The 17679-nt window shown below is 72.6% G+C and carries 18 protein-coding genes and 1 tRNA gene; 14 read left to right on the top strand and 5 right to left on the bottom strand.

Annotation, left to right across the window (positions count from 1 at the left end):
* The first annotated feature begins 117 nt into the window (after nucleotides 1–117).
* The 9 genes from FKD65_RS40430 (at nucleotide 118) to FKD65_RS40470 (ending at nucleotide 10950) form a co-directional block, all read left to right on the top strand.
* Nucleotides 118–822 (top strand): helix-turn-helix transcriptional regulator, encoded by a 705-nt coding sequence (locus FKD65_RS40430; RefSeq protein ID WP_141584907.1) that lies wholly within the window; start codon nucleotides 118–120, stop codon nucleotides 820–822.
* Complete coding sequence (locus FKD65_RS40435; RefSeq protein ID WP_240809844.1) at nucleotides 819–1835, top strand: chorismate-binding protein; 1017 nt, start codon at nucleotides 819–821, stop codon at nucleotides 1833–1835. The genes FKD65_RS40430 and FKD65_RS40435 overlap by 4 nt, the downstream gene beginning before the upstream one ends.
* A complete protein-coding gene (locus FKD65_RS40440) occupies nucleotides 1786–2622 on the top strand; it encodes an aminotransferase class IV (protein WP_240809845.1) in 837 nt (278 codons plus the stop codon). The genes FKD65_RS40435 and FKD65_RS40440 overlap by 50 nt, the downstream gene beginning before the upstream one ends.
* Before the next feature lie 81 nt (nucleotides 2623–2703).
* Entirely contained in the window at nucleotides 2704–4128 is a 1425-nt protein-coding gene (locus tag FKD65_RS40445) for an extracellular solute-binding protein (RefSeq protein ID WP_141584911.1), read from the top strand.
* 4 nt (nucleotides 4129–4132) lie between these two features.
* Nucleotides 4133–5095: a carbohydrate ABC transporter permease gene (locus FKD65_RS40450; protein WP_205718441.1), complete on the top strand. Its 963-nt coding sequence runs from the start codon at nucleotides 4133–4135 to the stop codon at nucleotides 5093–5095.
* Complete coding sequence (locus FKD65_RS40455; RefSeq protein WP_141584916.1) at nucleotides 5092–5919, top strand: carbohydrate ABC transporter permease; 828 nt, start codon at nucleotides 5092–5094, stop codon at nucleotides 5917–5919. Before FKD65_RS40450 ends, FKD65_RS40455 begins: the two co-directional genes overlap by 4 nt.
* Nucleotides 5919–7046 (top strand): ABC transporter ATP-binding protein, encoded by a 1128-nt coding sequence (locus tag FKD65_RS40460; protein WP_141584918.1) that lies wholly within the window; start codon nucleotides 5919–5921, stop codon nucleotides 7044–7046. The genes FKD65_RS40455 and FKD65_RS40460 overlap by 1 nt, the downstream gene beginning before the upstream one ends.
* Complete coding sequence (locus FKD65_RS40465) at nucleotides 7043–8239, top strand: CehA/McbA family metallohydrolase (protein WP_141584920.1); 1197 nt, start codon at nucleotides 7043–7045, stop codon at nucleotides 8237–8239. Before FKD65_RS40460 ends, FKD65_RS40465 begins: the two co-directional genes overlap by 4 nt.
* Nucleotides 8230–10950, top strand: coding sequence for a glycoside hydrolase family 38 C-terminal domain-containing protein (locus FKD65_RS40470; RefSeq protein ID WP_141584922.1), 2721 nt, complete (start codon nucleotides 8230–8232; stop codon nucleotides 10948–10950). The genes FKD65_RS40465 and FKD65_RS40470 overlap by 10 nt, the downstream gene beginning before the upstream one ends.
* On the opposite strand, the gene ppgK is transcribed toward FKD65_RS40470, so the two are convergent.
* From ppgK to FKD65_RS40485, 3 genes are read right to left on the bottom strand one after another with little or no spacing between them, the layout of a single operon-like run.
* Complete coding sequence (gene ppgK, locus FKD65_RS40475) at nucleotides 10947–11711, bottom strand: polyphosphate--glucose phosphotransferase (RefSeq protein ID WP_141584924.1); 765 nt, start codon at nucleotides 11709–11711, stop codon at nucleotides 10947–10949. The genes FKD65_RS40470 and ppgK overlap by 4 nt on opposite strands.
* Nucleotides 11712–11739: 28 nt before the next feature.
* Nucleotides 11740–12060: a multidrug efflux SMR transporter gene (locus FKD65_RS40480; protein ID WP_141584926.1), complete on the bottom strand. Its 321-nt coding sequence runs from the start codon at nucleotides 12058–12060 to the stop codon at nucleotides 11740–11742.
* Entirely contained in the window at nucleotides 12060–12803 is a 744-nt protein-coding gene (locus FKD65_RS40485; RefSeq protein WP_141584928.1) for an SDR family NAD(P)-dependent oxidoreductase, read from the bottom strand. Before FKD65_RS40485 ends, FKD65_RS40480 begins: the two co-directional genes overlap by 1 nt.
* A 108-nt stretch (nucleotides 12804–12911) precedes the next feature.
* Here FKD65_RS40485 and FKD65_RS40490 point away from each other — a divergent pair, with 108 nt between their 5' ends.
* Nucleotides 12912–13511, top strand: coding sequence for a TetR/AcrR family transcriptional regulator (locus FKD65_RS40490; protein ID WP_141584930.1), 600 nt, complete (start codon nucleotides 12912–12914; stop codon nucleotides 13509–13511).
* Nucleotides 13512–13561: 50 nt separating this feature from the next.
* The gene (gene sthA / locus FKD65_RS40495) at nucleotides 13562–14965 is read left to right on the top strand and encodes a Si-specific NAD(P)(+) transhydrogenase (protein WP_141584932.1); all 1404 of its coding nucleotides are present in this window, start codon (nucleotides 13562–13564) and stop codon (nucleotides 14963–14965) included.
* Here the strand turns inward: sthA and FKD65_RS40500 are convergent.
* Nucleotides 14962–15375 (bottom strand): SsgA family sporulation/cell division regulator, encoded by a 414-nt coding sequence (locus tag FKD65_RS40500; RefSeq protein ID WP_141584934.1) that lies wholly within the window; start codon nucleotides 15373–15375, stop codon nucleotides 14962–14964. The two genes, sthA and FKD65_RS40500, sit on opposite strands and share 4 nt — an antisense overlap.
* 289 nt (nucleotides 15376–15664) lie before the next feature.
* Between FKD65_RS40500 and FKD65_RS40505 the strand changes: the two genes are divergently transcribed.
* The 3 genes from FKD65_RS40505 (at nucleotide 15665) to FKD65_RS40515 (ending at nucleotide 17014) form a co-directional block, all read left to right on the top strand.
* Nucleotides 15665–16090, top strand: coding sequence for a TIGR02611 family protein (locus tag FKD65_RS40505; protein WP_141584936.1), 426 nt, complete (start codon nucleotides 15665–15667; stop codon nucleotides 16088–16090).
* A gap of 76 nt (nucleotides 16091–16166) precedes the next feature.
* Nucleotides 16167–16238, top strand: a tRNA-Val gene (locus tag FKD65_RS40510).
* A 539-nt stretch (nucleotides 16239–16777) separates the two neighbouring features.
* On the top strand, nucleotides 16778–17014 hold the full coding sequence (locus FKD65_RS40515) for a hypothetical protein (RefSeq protein WP_141584938.1): 237 nt from the start codon (nucleotides 16778–16780) through the stop codon (nucleotides 17012–17014).
* Between the two features lie 296 nt (nucleotides 17015–17310).
* Here FKD65_RS40515 and FKD65_RS40520 read toward each other — a convergent pair whose 3' ends face one another.
* Nucleotides 17311–17496, bottom strand: coding sequence for a hypothetical protein (locus FKD65_RS40520; protein ID WP_141584940.1), 186 nt, complete (start codon nucleotides 17494–17496; stop codon nucleotides 17311–17313).
* Between the last annotated feature and the right edge of the window lie 183 nt (nucleotides 17497–17679).

The following is a 17679-nucleotide window of genomic DNA, read 5'->3' on the forward strand; positions in this document are numbered from 1 at the left end:
GCGGCGACGTGGAAAAGATTAGCGCGTCCGTGGCGGTTCCGCGAACCGGTTTCCCCGCCGGGCGGGGGGCGGTCGCTTCGACGCTGGTCGAAGGGTGGGTCGCCTAGGCTCGGTGCCATGGGCTCGGAACAGGTCGTGAGTGTGGACTTCGCGCCGGTCGCGGCTCTGCTGGCGGACCGGGCGCGGGCCGCGATGCTGACGGCGCTGCTGGACGGGCGCCCGCTCGCGGCGGGGGAGCTGGCGAGGACGGCGGGGGTGAGCGCCCAGACGGCGAGCGCGCATCTGGCGCGGCTGCTGGACGGCGGGTTCGTGACGGTCGTCCAGCAGGGGCGGCACCGGTACTACCGGTTGCGGGGGAGCGAGGTCGCGCAGGTGATCGAGGCGCTGTCGCGGATCAGCCCGCCGGTGCGGGTGAACAGCCTGCGGCAGTCCCGGGACGCGCGGCGGCTGCACGAGGCGCGCACGTGCTACGACCATCTCGCCGGAATCGCCGGAGTGACGCTGTTCGCCGCGCTGCTGGACGGCGGCCTGATCGAGGCGGCCGAGGGCGACGCCTACGAGGTGACGGAGAAGGGCGAGGAGCGGCTGCAGGGCCTGGGTCTGGATCTGGAGGAGCTGCGGGGGTCGCGGCGCAGGTTCGCGTGGCACTGCCTCGACTGGACGGAGCGCCGCCCGCATCTGAACGGTGCGCTGGGTGCGGCGCTGACGAGCCGGATGATCGAGCTCGGCTGGTTCGAGCGGGGCTCCACGCGGCGGGCGCTGGTGGTGACCGACGCCGGGCTGGCGGGCCTGGCCGACTCGTTCGGGTGCGTGCTGGGGTGAGCTTCGCCTATGCCGGGGGCCTGCTGGCCACCGGTCTCGCGGATGTGACCTCCGACCTGGCGGCGCTGGATTCGCGCGGCTGGTGGGCGGTCGTGGTGACCTATGAGGGCGAGGCCACATGCGCGAGGTTCGAGACGGTGAGGCCCGCGCCGCATCCGGGGGGCGCGTGGGCCGGGCCGGGGGAGTGGACGAGTTCTCTGGACGAGGCCGCCTACGTGGCGGGCGTGGAGCGCATCCGTGACGCGATAGCGGACGGTGTCGTCTACCAGGCCAATCTCTGCCGCGTGCTCTCCGCCGAACTGCTCCCCGGCTCCGACATCGCCGGTCTGGGGTCGAGGCTGGCGAAGCGGCATCCCGCGCCCCACGCGATGACGCTCAAGCTGCCGGGCCTGGAGGTCGCCTCCGCGTCGCCGGAGCTGTACCTGCGGCGGGACGGCCGGATCGTCGAGTCCCGTCCGATCAAGGGCACCGGCAGGACGGCGGACGACCTCCTGCCCAAGGACCGCGCCGAGAACGTCATGATCGTCGACCTGGTCCGCAACGACCTCGGACGTGTCGCGGAGACCGGTTCGATGAGCGTGCCGGAGCTGTGCGCGCTGGAGGAGCATCCGGGGCTCGTCCACCTGGTGTCGACCGTGCGGGCGCGGCTCGCGGGGGGCGGCTGGCCGGAGCTGATCGCCGCGACGTTTCCTCCCGGTTCGGTGACGGGCGCCCCGAAGTCGAGCGCCCTGAGCCTGCTGGAAGGGCTCGAACCCGTCCCCCGGGGGCCGTACTGTGGGGCCATCGGCTGGGTGGACGCGGACTCCCGGCGCGGCGCCCTCGCCGTGGGCATCCGGACCTTCTGGGCGGAGGACGGCCTCCTGCGGTTCGGTACCGGCGCCGGCATCACCTGGGGGTCCGACCCACACCGCGAGTGGCGCGAGACCGAGCTGAAGGCGGCTCGGCTTTTGGAGGTGGCGGCAGGTGACGGAGCGGGCCAGGATCTGGCTGAACGGGGAACTGCTCGACCCTGAGCGGGCGACGGTGTCGGTCTTCGACCACGGCATGCTCGTCGGGGACGGGATCTTCGAGACCGTGAAGGCGACGAACGGGGAGCCGTTCGCGCTGACCCGGCATCTGCGCCGGCTGGCCCGTTCGGCGGCCGGCCTCGGCCTGCCCGAGCCCGACCACGACGCGCTCGCGCAGGGGACCCTGGAGGTGCTCGCCGCCGCCCCGAGGTGGCCGCTGGCCCGCATCCGCATCACCTACACGAGCGGTCCGGGCCCGCTCGGCTCGGCGCGCGGCGACCAGGGCCCGACGGTGTCGATCATCGTCGGCCCGCAGGACCCGTTCCCGCCCGCGGCGGACGTGACGGTCGTGCCGTGGCCGCGCAACGAGCGGGGCGCGCTGTCGGGCCTCAAGACCACGTCCTACGCGGAGAACGCCCTGGCGCTCGCCTACGCCCAGGAGCGCGGCGGCGGCGAGGCGATCTTCGGCAACCTCGCCGGGAACCTGTGCGAGGGGACGGGGAGCAACATCTTCGTCGTGCTCGGCGGACGGCTGGTGACGCCGCCGCTGTCGTCCGGCTGCCTGGCCGGGGTGACGCGCGCGCTGACGCTGGAGTGGTGCGGCGGCGAGGAGGAGGACGTCGCGCTCGACGACCTCTACCGAGCGGACGAGGCGTTCCTGACCTCCACGACCCGCGACGTCCAGCCGATCCGGGCCGTGGACGGAACGGTGCTCCCGGCGGCCCCCGGCCCCATCACCGCGAAGGCGATGGAGGCGTTCACGGCACGGTCCGCCGAGCTGATGGACCCCTGAACCAAGAAAACGATCTCCGGAGTCTTTACGTGATCGATTTCTTCGGTCACGTTATGTGGTGACGCTTGTAGGAGGTCACCCATGGTCTTCTCCAGTAGGGACTTCTCCAGGAGGCGGATCGGCGCGGCGGCCGCGCTCGTGCTGGCGGGCGCGGCGCTCGCCGGCTGCGGCGGCGGGTCCCCGACCGACCCCGACCGGGGCAAGGACGCCAAGAGCTTCTCCCTGACGATCACCCGCAACGCCATCGAGGGCGGCAAGAACACCGAAGAGGCCGAGTGGATCGCCAGGACGATGATCCCGAAGTTCGTCGCGGCGCAGAAGGCCAAGGGCGTCACCGCGAAGGTGACGTTCCGCGGGCAGGGCGTGGACGACGAGGCGTACAAGACGAAGCTGGCGCTCGACCTGAAGTCGCGCTCGGGCGCCGACATCATGGACATCGACGGCATCTGGGTGGGTGAGTTCGCCCAGGCCGGCTACCTCCAGCCGCTGTCGGAGGCCGTCGGCGCCCCCGCTGACGCGTGGGACGGCTGGTCGCAGATCCCTGGAGCGGTCCAACGGCTGGCGATGTTCGAGGACCGGCGCTACGGCGTCCCGCCCGCGACCGACGGCCGCGTCATCTTCTTCAACAAGAAGCTCTTCGCCCAGGCGGGCCTGCCCGGCGACTGGCAGCCGAAGAGCTGGGAGGACATCCTCACGGCGGGGCGCGCCCTGAAGAGGATCTCCGGCGTGACGCCGATCCAGCTGAACGCGGGCACCGCGATGGGCGAGGCCACGAGCATGCAGGGCGCGCTCCCGCTGCTCGCCGGGGCCGGCGCCGAGGTCTACGCGGACGGCAAGTGGGCGGGCGGCGGCCAGGCGCTCAAGCAGGTCCTCGGCCTGTACGCGCAGGTCTACGGCCGCGAGGGCCTCGGCGACCCCAAGCTCCAGCAGGAGGCCAAGGGGCGCGACAAGTCGTTCGAGGAGTTCGCGGCCGGCAAGATCGGGATCCTGTTCGAGGGCGACTACTTCTGGCGGGACGTCCTCAACCCGAAGACGGGCGTCGCGAAGATGAAGACCCGCGACCAGGACGTCGGCTACGCGCTGATCCCCGCCGTCTCCCCGGGGCGCGGCCTGCGCGGGCAGTCGTTCGTGAGCATGTCGGGCGGCGCGGTGACCGTCCTCAACCCGAACACGAAGTACCCGCAGCAGGCATTCGAGCTGCTGGCCTTCATGAACTCCCCGGAGATGGTCAAGGCGCGGACGGCGGGCACCCCCGAGATCACGTCCAGGACGGACGTGAACAAGGAGATCCTCGCGGGCGACCCGTTCCTGACGTTCGTGTCGGAGAAGGTGCTGCCCGTCACGTCCTACCGTCCGGGGCTCTCGGCCTACCCGCAGGTCTCGACGGCCTTGCAGGAGGCCACCGCGAGCGTGGTGTCGGGCAGGACCCCGGACCAGGCCGCCGCCGAGTACACCAGGAAGCTGGAGGGGATCGTCGGTGGCGCCGCCCACGTCACCCCGCGCTGACGCCGTGCCCGCGGCCGCGCCGTCCCCCGGGGACGACGCGGCCGGGCTGGGCCGGGGGCGCGCGGCGGCCTTCGTCGCGCCCGCGCTGGTCCTGGTCGCGGTGTTCCTGGTGTTCCCCGCCCTCTGGACGCTTTACCTGGGCACGACCGACTACCGGCTCACGGGCATCGCCGCCAGCGAGCCCCGGTTCGTCGGGGCGGGCAACTACCGGGAGGTGCTCGGCGACGGCGACTTCCACCGGTCGCTGTGGCTGACGCTCCAGTTCGTCCTCGGGTCGGCGGTGGTCGGGCAGACCGTGCTCGGGTTCGCGATCGCCTGGGTGATGCGCGACCGGTCCGGCCCGCTGAGGCGCCTGGTCGAGGGGCTGGTGCTGCTGGCCTGGATCCTGCCGTCCTCGGTCATCGCGTTCCTGTGGATCGCGCTGCTGGACCGCGACGGCGGGACCCTCAACGCCGTGCTCGGCACCCCGGGCACGGCATGGCTGCTGGACCATCCGATGGCGTGCATCGTCGTGTTCAACGTCTGGCGCGGGACCGCGTTCTCGATGATGCTCTACGGCGCGGCGATCGGGAACGTTCCACCGTCCCACCTGGAGACGGCGCGGCTCGCGGGCGCCTCGACGTGGCAGACGCTGCGCGACGCGGTGCTCCCGCGCATCAGGGGCCACGTGCTGACGAGCCTGCTGCTGGTCAGCCTGTGGACGTTCAACGACTTCACCCCGTTCCTGATCACCGCCGGCGGCCCGGACGGGCGCTCGGAGATCATGTCGGTGTACGTCTACCGGACGGCGCTCGGCGACGGCCGGCTCGGCTTCGGCGCGGCCATCTCGCTGGTCATGATCCTGGTCAACCTGGTGATCGCGCTGCTCTACCTGCGGGCGCTGCGCGACCGCGCCCGCAAGGAGCCGGCCCGCCTGGAGACGACCGGCACGCCGGACGCCGGCGCGGCGGAGGGGGCGGCCGCGTGAACGACACCGTCCGCGAGCTGCTGCGCCGCATCGGCCTGGCCGTGTTCGTCTCGGCCGTCCTCGGGTTCTTCGCGCTGCCGCTGCTCTGGCTGGCCTTCGCCCCGTTCGACGCGAACCCGGGCATCGCGGCGTCGCTGCCCGAGTTCACCCTGCACAACTTCCGGGTCCTGATGGACAACCCGTACGCGCTCGCCTCGCTGCGCAACTCGGTGCTGCTGGCCGCCGGGACGGCCGCGCTCGTCGTCACGACCGCGTCGCTGGCCGCGTACGCGCTGAGCCGGGTCCGGGTCCCCGGCCGGGACCTGCTGCTCTACGTCCTGCTCCTGCTGTCGTCGATCATCACCGGGACGGCCGCGATGGTGCCGGTGTTCCTGCTGGCCTTCAACCTGCACCTGATCGACTCGCGGCTCGGCGTGGTCCTGGTGCTGACCGGCGGGCTGCTGCCGGCGGCGATCTTCCTGCTGAAGGACTTCACCGACGCCACCCCCACGTCCTACGAGGAGGCCGCGCGGGTGTTCGGGGCCTCGCCGCTGCAGGTCCTGCGGCACGTGGTCGTCCCGGTGATCCGGCCCGGCCTCGCCACCGTGGCGGTCTGGACGGTCGCGCAGGTGTGGGGCGACTTCCTCATGCCGTTCCTGCTGCTGCGAAACCCGGACAAGGCCCCCGCCTCGGTGATCATGTACACGTTCTACACCGAGGGCGGCCAGCCGGACCTGCCGCTGATCTCCACCTTCTCGCTCCTGTACTCCCTGCCGGTCGTGCTCATGTACCTGTTCGTCAGCCGCCGGTACGGGTTCCGCTTCCACGGAGGGATCAAGCGCTGATGGCGTCCATCACCATTCGGGAGCTGACGAAGGTCTATCCGGGCGGTGTCCGGGCCCTGGACGCGCTCGACCTGGACGTCCGGACGGGCGAGTTCTTCGCGCTGCTCGGCCCGTCCGGCTGCGGGAAGACGACGCTGCTGCGCACGATCGCCGGGCTGGAGGCGGCGGCGGGCGGGACGGTCCGCCTCGGCGAGCAGGACGTGACGCGGCTCCAGCCGGGCCGCCGCGACGTCGGCATGGTGTTCCAGGACTACGCGCTCTTCCCGCACATGACCGTCATGGACAACATCGCCTACCCGCTGCGCGTCAGGAAGCAGAGCCGCGCCGCCCGGTACCGGCGCGCGGCCGAGGCCGTCGGCGAGCTCGGCCTGAAGGGGATGGAGCAGCGGCGTCCCGGGGAGCTGTCGGGCGGCCAGCAGCAGCGGGTCGCGCTGGCCCGCGCCGTGGTGGCCGATCCGCGGGTCCTCCTGCTGGACGAGCCGCTGTCCAACCTGGACGCGCGGCTCCGCCTCGAGGCCCGCACCTTCCTGAAGAGGTTCCAGCAGCGGGTCGCGGTCACGACGGTGTTCGTCACGCACGACCAGGCGGAGGCCCTGGCGCTCGCCGACAGGATCGCGGTGATGGAGTCCGGGCGGATCCGGCAGATCGGGACGCCCACGGAGGTGTTCCGGCGCCCGGCGAACCTGTTCGTGGCCTCGTTCATCGGCTCGACCCCCATGAACCTGCTGCCCGGCACGGTCCGGGGCGGGGACGTCGCGGTCGGCGGGACCGGGCTGCCCGTCCCGGAGGAGGCGCGCGGCCTCGCGCTGGACGGGCAGGAGGTCGTGTGCGGGGTACGTCCCGAGTACATGGAGTTCAGCGCCGAGCCGGTCGACGGGGCGTTCCACGGAAGGGTGTCCGTCGTGGAGAACCTCGGCGGGGCCTCCCTCGTGACCCTGGACGTCGACGGCGAGACCGTGCGGGCCGTCGTGGGGGAGGACTTCGAGGCCCATTCCCACGCGGAGGGGTGGGCGCTGCCGCGTCCGGGCCGCGTCCTGCTCTACCGCGAGGGCGAGCTGGTGACGGGCGGCGGCGCCGAGGCCGGGCAGGCGGCGGTGCCCCTGACCAAGGACGGGAGGCGCGGATGACCGTGCACAGCGGGCGGTGGAGCCTGGAAGACCGTCTGGAGCAGGGCCTGCGCGAGCTCCCCTTCGAGGTCCCGCCGGGCACGGCGTCCGTCACGGTCGGGCTCTCCTTCGACGGCGGTGTGATCGACCTGGGCTGCCATGGGCCGGACGGGTTCCGCGGCTGGTCCGGCGGGGCGCGCCGCGAGTTCACCATCGGGGCCGGCTGGGCGACGCCCGGCTACCTTCCCGGCGAGCTCGAACCCGGCGTCTGGCACGTCTGGCTCGGACTGCACCGGATCCCGCCGGACGGCGTCCCCTACGAGGTCACCGTCACGACCTCAGGGGCTGCCCCAGACCGCCCGGACGAACCGCCGCCGCCACGGCCGGAGCGGCCGCCCCGCCGGGAGCTGCCCGCCCCGCCCGGGATGCGGTGGCTGGCCGGCGACCTGCACGCGCACACCGTCCACAGCGACGGCACGCTCACCGTCACCGAGCTGGCCTGCCTCGCCGCCTCCCGGGGGCTGGACTTCCTCGCCGTGACCGACCACAACACCGTCAGCCACCACCCCGAGCTGCCCGCCGCCGGTGCGCACGCCGGGGTTCTCCTGCTGCCCGGCCAGGAGGTCACCACCGACCTCGGCCACGCGAACGTCTTCGGCGACACCGGCTGGATCGACTTCCGCGGGCCGAGCGCCGACTGGGCCGCCACCTCCGCCGCGCGCGGCGGGCTCATGTCGATCAACCATCCGCTGAGCGGCGACTGCGCCTGGCGCCGCCCCCTGCCCGCCGGGCACCGGCCGCGCCTCGCCGAGATCTGGCACTCCTCCTGGTGGGACCGCCGCTGGGGCGCCCCGCTGGCCTGGGCGGACCTGTGGCGGCCCGGAGGCGTCGTGCCCCTCGGCGGCAGCGATTTCCACGACCCGGCGCAGGAGAAGAGCCTCGGCGAGCCCGTCACCTGGGTCCTCACCGAGGGGGAGGACGTGCTGGGCGGGCTCGCCGCCGGCCGGACCTCGGTGTCCGCCGGCCTGGACGCGCCCGTCCTGCTGCGCGCCGGCGACGAGCTCACCGCCATGGGCGCGGACGGGACCGTGCTGGTCCGGCCGGACGGGCGGCGGGCCGCCGTCCGCGGCGACCGCGTCCGGATGCCCGCCGACGGGGCGGGCATGCACCGCCTGGAGACCCACGAGAACGAGGTGATCGCACTGTGCGGGTAGAAGGCCGGACCGAGGAATCCGAGATCGTCGTCGTGCCGCACACCCACTGGGACCGCGAGTGGTACCTGCCGTTCCAGCGCTTCCGGCTCCGCCTGGTGTCGCTGCTGGACGGCGTCGTCGACGGCATGGAGGCCGACCCCCGCTGGCATTTCACGCTGGACGGGCAGATGGCCGCCGTCGACGACTACCTGGAGATCCGCCCCGAGCGGCGGGACCGTGTGGCCGCGCTCGTCCGGGAGGGCCGCCTCGCCGTCGGCCCCTGGCAGATCCTGCACGACGAGTTCCTGTGCTCGGGGGAGAACATCGTCCGGAACCTGGAGCTCGGGCTGCGGCGCGCGGAGGAGCTGGGCGCCGCCATGATGGTCGGCTACCTGCCCGACCAGTTCGGGCACTGCGCGCAGACGCCGCAGATCCTGCGGCTCGCGGGGATCGAGCACGCCTGCGTGTGGCGCGGCGTCCCGGACCGGGTCCGCACCCGCGCGTTCGCCTGGGAGGCGCCGGACGGGACCGCGATCCGCACCCAGTACCTCCCCGAGGGCGGCTACGGCAACGCCGCCTCGATGTTCGAGGAGTTCGAGGACGGCGCCTCGCTGCTGACCGGCCGCGTCGCCGGGTTCGCCGAGTCGATGGGCCGCTGGTACCCGGGCGGCGGCCCCCTGCTGGCCATGTACGGGGCCGACCACACCGCGCCCGCCGCCGACCTCGCCGACCGGGTCGCCTCCGCCGGGCGCGCGATGCGGCTGGACACCCTCGCCGGGTACTTCGCCGGGGAGGAGCCGTCCGTGGACGGCCTGCCGCGCGTCCGCGGCGAGCTGCGCTCCCACGCGCGCGCCAACATCCTGCCCGGCGTGCTGTCGGCCCGCGTCCGGCTCAAGCAGCTGATGGGACGCGCCGAACGGCTCGTGGAGCGCTACGCCGAGCCGCTGACCGCGCTCTGGTACACCGGCGACGCGCAGCGGTTCCTCGACCTGGCCTGGCGGAACCTCATCGAGGTGAGCTGCCACGACTCGGTCACCGGCTGCGGCAGCGACGAGACCGCCGAGCAGGTCGCGGCGCGCATGGCCGAGGCCGAGCAGCTCGGCCGCGCGGTCTGCGACCTCGTCACCGCCGAGCGCGCCGGGACGGTGCCGCTCGGCTCGCACCTGGTGTTCAACCCGACCCCCGCGACGCGCACCGGCCTCGTCACCCTGGACGTCCCAGGCGAAGGGGAACCCGGGCTGGAGACGGGGGACGGGCGGCCAGTACCCGTCCAGACGCTCGACACCGCCCCCACCGTGCTGGACGACGCGCTCCACCCGGCCTCGGAGCTGCCCATCCTGCTGGAGCGGGTGTACGGGCGGGTGCTGTTCGGGCAGGAGATCCGCGACTGGTCGGTGTCCCCGGCGGACCGCACCCTCACCTTCCACGTCACGGCCCGCGCCGACCTGCCGTTCGACATCGGCGAGGTGCGCGGGGCGCTGCGCGGCGCGGACGGCGACTGGCGCGTCCGGATCCTGGCCGACCCGCGCCGCACGGTCGCCGCGCTGGTCGAGGTGCCCCCGCTCGGGCTCACCGCCGTCCGGCCCGCCGCCTCCGGCGCCGCTCCGGAGGGGCGGGTCAGGGCCGAGGGGAACGTCCTGGACAACGGGCTGCTGCGCGCCGAGGTCCGGGACGACGGCACGCTCCAGCTGCGCACCCCGTCCGGCCACGTCGTAGAGGGGGCCGGCCGCATCGTGGACGGCGGCGACCTCGGCGACTCCTACAACTACGCGCCGCCCGCCGAGGACCGCGTCGTCGGCGACCCCCGGGCGGTGGACGTCCGGACCGTGTGGGAGGGGCCGCTCGTCGCCGCGCTCGACATCGTCCGGACCTACCGGTGGCCCGCGTCCGGGGACGTCCCGGGCGGCGCCCGGTCCACCGCCGAAGAGGACGTGACCGTCACGACCCGCGCCGAACTCCGCGCCGGGGAGCCCTTCCTGCGGCTGCGCGTCACATTCGACAACCGGTGCGACGACCATCGCGTCCGGCTGCACCTGCCACTGCCGCGCGAGGCCGCCTCGTCCTTCGCCGAGGGCCAGTTCGCGATCGTCGAGCGGGGGCTCACCGCCGAGGGCGGCTTCGGCGAGCGCCCCGTGCCGACGTTCCCCGCGTCCGGCTTCGCCGCCGCGGGCGGCCTGGCCGTCCTGCTGGAGCACGCGACCGAGTACGAGGTCCTGGGCGGACGGGAGATGGCGATCACCCTGCTGCGCTCGATCGGCTACCTGTCGCGGGACCGCAACGCCTACCGCGACCAGCCCGCCGGACCCCAGCTCCCGACGCCGCTGGCCCAGTGCCGGGGCGAGCGCACGGTCGGCCTCGCGGTCATGCCGTACTCCGGCGAAGCGCCAGGAACCGATGTACTGCGGGCGGCCGAGGCCTACCGCCACGACCTGTTCACCGCCGCCGGCTACGGGCGGGCCGCCACGCCCGTCCCGCCGTCCAGGCCGGGCATCTCGATCACGGGCGACGGCGTGGCGATGACCTCGCTGCGCCTCCGCGACGGCTGGATCGAGACCCGCGTGGTCGCCCAGTGCGCGCACCCCACCACGGCCGTCATCCAGGGCGGCCTCACCGGGGCGACCCGCGTCGACCTGCGCGGACGCCCCGGCATCCCGCTCGACGTGCACGAGGGGACCGCCGCGCTCGCGCTGCGGCCCTGGGAGATCGCGACCGTCCGGCTCAGGAGGGCCTAGCGTGCGGCCTCCAGGGAGCGCGCGGCGTCCGCCGCCATCGCCGCCCCCACGATCCCCGCGTTGTTCACCAGCCGCGCGGGGACGATCTCCGCCCGGACGCCCTTGAGCAGCGGCAGGAAGTGCTCGGACTTCTTGCTCACCCCGCCGCCCACGATGATCAGTGACGGGGAGATCAGCGCCTCCAGGTGGCCCAGGTACACGCTGAGCCGCTTCGCCCACTTCTTCCAGCTGAGGTCCTCCTCCTCCCGCGCCCTCGCCGCCGCGCGGATCTCGGCGTCCTCGCCGTCGACCTGGAGGTGCCCGAACTCGGTGTTCGGGACGAGGACCCCGTCGGTGAACAGGGCGCTGCCGATGCCCGTCCCCAGCGTGAGCACGACGACCGTGCCGTGCCGCCCGCGCCCCGCGCCGAGCCGCATCTCCGCGATCCCGGCCGCGTCCGCGTCGTTGAGCAGCGTGGTCTCGCACCCGGTCGCCTCGGCGACCAGCGCGCGCGCCTCCAGCCCGATCCAGCGCTTGGACACGTTCGCCGCCGACAGCGTCACCCCGTCGATCACCACGCCCGGATAGGTGACCCCGATCGGCCCGTCCCACTCGAAGTGCTCCACGACCTGCGCGAGCACCTTCGCGACCGCCTTGGGCTTCGACGGCTGCGGCGTGTCCACCCGGAACCGCTCCCGCGTGAACGTGCCGTCCGACAGGTCGACCACCGCCCCCTTGATCCCCGAACCGCCGATGTCGATCCCCAGCATCTCCCTCGCCATGCCCGTACTCTGCCCGATCTTGACCGGGCTAAGAGCCCTCCAGGACCTGGAGACCGACCACGCCGACGACGATCAGGCCGAGGAACGCCAGCCGCGCCGGCGACGCGCTCTCCCCGAACGCGACCATGCCGACGACCGCGACGCCGAGCGCCCCCAGCCCGACGAAGACCGCGTACGCCGTCCCGACCGGCAGGGAGCGCAGCGAGAGCGAAAGCACGACGACGCTGAGCAGCGCCACGGAGAGGCCGATGACGGTCGGCCAGAGCCGCGTCAGGCCGTCCGACTGCTTGAGCGCCGTCGCCCACACCAGCTCGGTCAGCCCCGCGATCAACAGGAACACCCAGGCCATCAGGCTGCATACCCCCCGTCCACGGCGATCGCCGCACCGGTGACATAGTCCCCGCCCGGACCCGCGAGATGCGCGACCATCGCGGCGATCTCCTCGGCGCGCCCGTACCGGCCGAGCGCGGTGAACCCGCGCTCGAACTCGGCGTCGGGGGAGTCGGCCGGGTTCATCTCGGTGTCGGTCGAGCCCGGCTGCACCACGTTCGCGGTGATCCCGCGCGGCCCGAGATCGCGGGCCAGGCCGCGGGTGAGCCCGGTGAGCGCCGACTTGCTCATGGCGTACAGCGTCCAGCCGGGATAGGGGACGCGCTCGGCGAGGCTGCTGCCGATGCTGATGATGCGCCCGCCCGGCCCGAGATGGCGGGCCGCCGCCTGCGACGCGACGAACACGGCCCGGACGTGGACCGCCAGCGTCAGGTCGAGTTCGGCGGCCGACACGTCCTCCAGCGGCCCGTAGGGGGCGATCCCGGCGTTGTTGACCAGGATGTCGAGCCGGCCCAGTTCCGCCGCCGCCCGGTCGACGGCCGCGACGACGGCCGCCGGGTCCGCCGCGTCGGCCGCGATCGCCAGCCCGCGCCCGCCCGCCGCCTCGATCTCCGCGACGACTCCGGCGGCCCGCTCCGGGGCCCGCACGTAGGTCACCGCGACGTCCGCGCCCTGCCGCGCCAGCCGGCGCGCGATCGCCGCCCCGATCCCGCGCCCGCCGCCCGTCACCAGGGCCGCCCGTCCAGCCAGATCCGCCGTCATCCCACGCTCCCGCCACTAACCGGAGAAAGTTCCGGTTACGGAGCTTAACCGGAGAACTTTCCGGATACAAACCCGTTACGCTGGTGTGCCGTGCCTGAAGGGGGCTGGATGCGGGAGTTGCCCGTGGTGGGGCGGCCGCCCGCCGAGCGCGCGGACGCCGCGCACAACCGCCGCCGCATCCTGCGCGCCGCCGCGGAGGTGATCGCCACCCGCGGGCCCGAGGCCGTCTCCATGGACGAGGTCGCGCGGGCCGCCGGGGTCGGCGTCGGCACCGTGTACCGCCGGTTCGGCGACCGGGCCCGGCTCGTCTTCGCCGTGATCGACGACCGCGAGCGCGACTTCCAGGCCGCCTTCATCCAGGGCCCGCCGCCGCTCGGCCCGGGCGCCGCCCCCGCCGACCGCGTCCGCGCCTTCCTGCACGCCCTGGCCGACCGCACCGAGGCCCAGGCCGACCTGCTGCTGATGGCCGAGTCCGACCCGCCCGACGCCCGCTTCCGCGACGGCTCCTACGGGCTCTACCACCGGCATCTGGCGATCCTGCTCCACGAGATCCGCCCCGGCGCCGACGCCGCCTACCTGGCCGACGCCCTCCTCGCCCCCCTCGCCGCGAACCTGTTCCTCCACCAGCGCCGCACGCGCGGCATGCCCCTCGCCCGCGTCAAGTCCGGTCTGGACGCCCTCGCCGCCGGCCTCCTGGGATCGGGATAGATCCGGCGAAACCCCTTATCACCGCGGTGCCGGGCCGTCAGACTGGGGGAGTGAACGACTTCGATCTCCTCGTCCTCGGCTCGGGTCCCGGCGGGCAGCGCGCGGCCATCGCCGCGGCCAAGCTGGGCCGCAGGGTCGGCATCGTCGACCGCCGCGACATGATGGGCGGCGTCTGCATCAACACCGGGACGATCCCGTCCAAGACGCTCCGCGAGGCCGTCCTCTACCTGACCGGGCTCAACCAGCGCGAGCTGTACGGGCAGAGCTACCGGGTCAAAGAGGAGATCACCGTCGCCGACCTCGGGATGCGCACCCAGCACGTCATCGGCCGCGAGACCGACGTCGTCCGCAGCCAGCTCGCCCGGAACCGCGTCACCGTGCTGCCCGGCACCGGCCGCTTCCTGGAGCCCGACACGATCGCCGTCAGCGGCACTGGCGACCGCGAGCAGAAGGTCACCGCCGACCGCATCGTGATCGCCACGGGCACCTGCCCCGCCCGGCCCGACACCGTCGACTTCGACGACCGGACGATCATCGACTCCGACGGCATCATCCACATGGACCGCATCCCCGAGACCATGGTCGTCGTCGGCGCCGGAGTGATCGGCATCGAGTACGCCTCCATGTTCGCCGCGCTCGGCACCAAGGTCACCGTGGTCGAGCGCCGCGAGCGCATGCTCGAATTCTGCGACCTGGAGATCGTGGAGGCCCTCAAGTACCACCTGCGCGACCTGGCCGTCACGTTCCGCTTCCGCGAGAGCGTCGCGTCCGTCGAGCGGACGGGCGGCGGCGCGATCACCATCCTGGAGAGCGGCAAGCGGATCCCCGCCGACACCGTCATGTACTCCGCCGGCCGCCACGGCATGACCGGCGACCTGTGCCTGGAGGCAGCGGGCCTCAGCGCCGACCGACGCGGCCGGATCAAGGTCGACGAGCACTACCGCACCGAGGTCCCGCACATCTACGCGGTGGGGGACGTGATCGGTTTCCCGTCCCTCGCGGCCACCTCGATGGAGCAGGGCCGCCTCGCCGCCCACCACGCCTGCGACGAGCCGGTCTCGCAGATCCACGAGACCCAGCCCATCGGCATCTACACCATCCCCGAGATCAGCTTCGTCGGCCGCACCGAGGACGCCCTGACCGAGGCCAAGGTCCCCTTCGAGGTGGGCGTGTCCCGCTACCGCGAGCTCGCCCGCGGCCAGATCATCGGGGACTCCTACGGGATGCTGAAACTCCTCGTCTCACCCGAGGACCGGCGGCTCCTCGGCGTCCACGTGTTCGGCACCGGCGCCACCGAGCTCGTCCACATCGGCCAGACGGTCATGGGCTGCGGCGGCACGATCGACTACCTGGTCAACGCCGTCTTCAACTACCCCACCCTCGCCGAGTCCTACAAGGTCGCCGCCCTGGACGCGATGAACAAGATGCGCCACATCGCGCGCCTGTCCGGCTAGGACGGCCAGAGCAGGTTCTCGAGCTCGGCGTCGATGTCGATGAACTCGCTCTCCTCGCCGGCGGGCACCGCCTGGTACGTCCGGTGGAGGAAGTCGGCGAGAGGGGAGAGCGGCACCTCGAACAGCGCGTCCCCGAACGGGGAGGACAGCGCGATGTTCAGCGTGCCGTCGTCCTCGCCCGGCCAGACCTCGACGTCCCCGCCCCCGACCTTGCGCACGATGCCGACCGTGAGCAGCTCCCGAGCGAAGATCCACTCAACCGGCTCGTCGTCGCCCACGTAGAAGGCCATCCGGATCGCGTACGGGTCGTCGGCCGCGTACTCCAGCCCGGCCAGCAAGGGGACGGTCGTGCGGTCGGGGACGACGAGACGAAGGCCCAGCTCTGCTGAGACGGTGGTACTGCTGTTCATGGCCATTCCCTCTTACGTCGGTCCCGCTGGCTCACGGGGTGCTGCGGTGAGGAGTTCTCCCTCCTCCCCGACATCCCCGCGATCTATGACGCCTAACTGCCTGAACTCGGCCGAACATTCCGGCGTCCCCGGCGTTTGTGATCCATCTCACCATAGCAAAACCCGCGTCTGACCTGCGCAAAAGCGGATCATTCGCAAGTTTCTTTCGCCCCCGCCGGCCCGCCCCGCAGGCAGATCCACCCGCTCCCCCGGGCCCCCGAGCCCCCATCCGCTGCCTTAGAGTAAAACCGTGGCAATAAATCATGAAAAGGAAGCGCCGCCGCCCGAGCCCCGCCCCATCCACCGCCTCCGCGCCCGGATCCGGCGCAACCCCCTCCTCAACACCGCCTGGCGCGCCGGCGTCTTCCTCACCGGCGCCGCCGTCCTCGTCGGCGGCCTGATCATGATGGTGACCCCGGGCCCCGGCCTCCTCGGCATCGTCATCGGCCTCGCCATCCTCGCCACCGAGTTCGCCTGGGCCCAGCGCGCCCTCCACCGCGCCAAGACCGCCGCGGACCGCGCCAAGGAAAAAGCCCTGGACCCCCGCGCCCGCCGCCGCAACACCATCCTCGGCACCCTGACCGCCCTGGCCCTGGCCGCCGCCCTGACCGCCTACCTGGCCCTCTACGGCACGACCCTCCCCTGGAACATAGAAGACCCCACCTTCTGGACCTGACCCCACCCGAAAACCAACGCGCGACCACCCCGGCACATGCGCTAGAGTTTCCGACGTCGGAACACACGTTCCACAGGGGCGATTAGCTCAGTGGGAGAGCGCTTCGTTCACACCGAAGAGGCCACTGGTTCGAACCCAGTATCGCCCACGTTTCCCCAGCTCAGAGGCTTGCTCGGACGATGAGCAGGCCTCTTTGGCGTTGTCGCAGCTCCGAAGAGGTCACGGGTTTCGGTCCAGCAGTGCGCGGCCTCGCTCCCGCAGGGCAGCTTTTTGGGCTCCGAGGGCGGCCACTGGTGACCCGGTGGGAGGAATTTGGGAGATCTTCCTTCTCCCACCGCGAACGAGGCCACAAGAAGACCGCGCTACCAGTCACTCTGCGCGGTCGAAGTCGAGCTGAGTGCTCGCCACACTTGGTGGCACCCGGGGCAACAGCCCTTCCGGGCGTACCGGCGCCATCCCTGGCCCAGGCCCGCTCGATCATCTCGGCGGCGCGGGCCGGACATCCAGCCCGCTCGGCCGCTCGTCGTCACTCACAGATGAATCTTCCCGGCCGGGGCAACGGCCCTATCCTTCAGGGTCACCACCCCACCCACACGATCTTCAGGACGGTCCCACCACGCGGCACCTGTGTGACGAGGCGATCTATGCCGCCGCCTACCTCGGCCTTTCGGACCGGTCGACCGCCAGTTGCTCCGCACCGGACGCACCTACCGCCACAAGCGCGGCCGGGGCCACAACCGCGACAGTGCACTGCGGCGGCTGAGTCCCTGGTCGGCCGCGGCCAGGTCGTGCACGCTCGCCCTCGGCCTGCTGCCGGGAGCGGCCCTCGGCGAGTCGGGCTACGGCAGGGCGACCGCCGCCCGCGCGATCATGCAGTTCCCGGCGCCGACTTCGGGGCGGTGCTCTTCGACGGACTGGAGCTGACCGGCCTCGGCGGCGGCACCGTCCGCCGATGCCCGGACGTCGAACCGCCCTCCCCGTGACGGGGTGCCGCTTCCGCGCCCGTTTCCTCCAGGTCACCGACCAGTGCGCCGCCTCCGAACCCGGGCTGCGAGAGATCGCATCCGGGCATGCGGTGGCCTGTCACCACGTGAAGTCGCCGTGACCTGCTCGTCGGGAGACAGACCCCGAACTCCCTGCGGTCCTCCGTGAAGTCATGAAGGACGCTGCTTGAGCTGCGGCAACGTTGGGAGGTGGCTCTCTTCGGGGTTGATCGAGCCCTAGTTCGCTGCGGCGTCCGGCTCGTTCACGGTGGTGTGGTCGTGGGCGGATGCGGGAACGACGAGGCCCTGCGCGAGCCGCGCAGCGAGGTAGGACGCGGCGGCCTCGCTGAGCGTGCCGCCGGCGACGTCGGCGGCCCCCGGGGTGGCCAGGTCGGTGAAACTGCTGCCCTGTTGACCGTGCATGACACTTCCGTTCGTCGCAGTGGTCTTCCGTACTCCGCCGTCGCCTGCGCCGTTATGCGCCGTAACGGCCGGCGGCCTGCGCATGTGCGCCGAAGCGTACCATTTTTCACGCGGATGAAACAGATGCCAGAGAGATGCAGCGTCGATCTCGATGCTTACTTGTGGCACGGGCGGTCGTATGTT

The organism is Actinomadura sp. WMMA1423 (assembly GCF_006547145.1).
Taxonomy (GTDB): Bacteria; Actinomycetota; Actinomycetes; order Streptosporangiales; family Streptosporangiaceae; genus Spirillospora.

Coding starts and splice junctions, on each gene's coding strand:
- FKD65_RS40430 (WP_141584907.1), top strand. CDS start 118: ATGGGCTCGGAACAGGTCGTGAGTGTGGACTTCGCGCCGGTCGCGGCT.
- FKD65_RS40445 (WP_141584911.1), top strand. CDS start 2,704: ATGGTCTTCTCCAGTAGGGACTTCTCCAGGAGGCGGATCGGCGCGGCG.
- FKD65_RS40460 (WP_141584918.1), top strand. CDS start 5,919: ATGGCGTCCATCACCATTCGGGAGCTGACGAAGGTCTATCCGGGCGGT.
- FKD65_RS40465 (WP_141584920.1), top strand. CDS start 7,043: ATGACCGTGCACAGCGGGCGGTGGAGCCTGGAAGACCGTCTGGAGCAG.
- ppgK (WP_141584924.1), bottom strand. CDS start 11,711: ATGGCGAGGGAGATGCTGGGGATCGACATCGGCGGTTCGGGGATCAAG.
- FKD65_RS40480 (WP_141584926.1), bottom strand. CDS start 12,060: ATGGCCTGGGTGTTCCTGTTGATCGCGGGGCTGACCGAGCTGGTGTGG.
- FKD65_RS40485 (WP_141584928.1), bottom strand. CDS start 12,803: ATGACGGCGGATCTGGCTGGACGGGCGGCCCTGGTGACGGGCGGCGGG.
- FKD65_RS40490 (WP_141584930.1), top strand. CDS start 12,912: ATGCGGGAGTTGCCCGTGGTGGGGCGGCCGCCCGCCGAGCGCGCGGAC.
- FKD65_RS40500 (WP_141584934.1), bottom strand. CDS start 15,375: ATGAACAGCAGTACCACCGTCTCAGCAGAGCTGGGCCTTCGTCTCGTC.
- FKD65_RS40520 (WP_141584940.1), bottom strand. CDS start 17,496: ATGCACGGTCAACAGGGCAGCAGTTTCACCGACCTGGCCACCCCGGGG.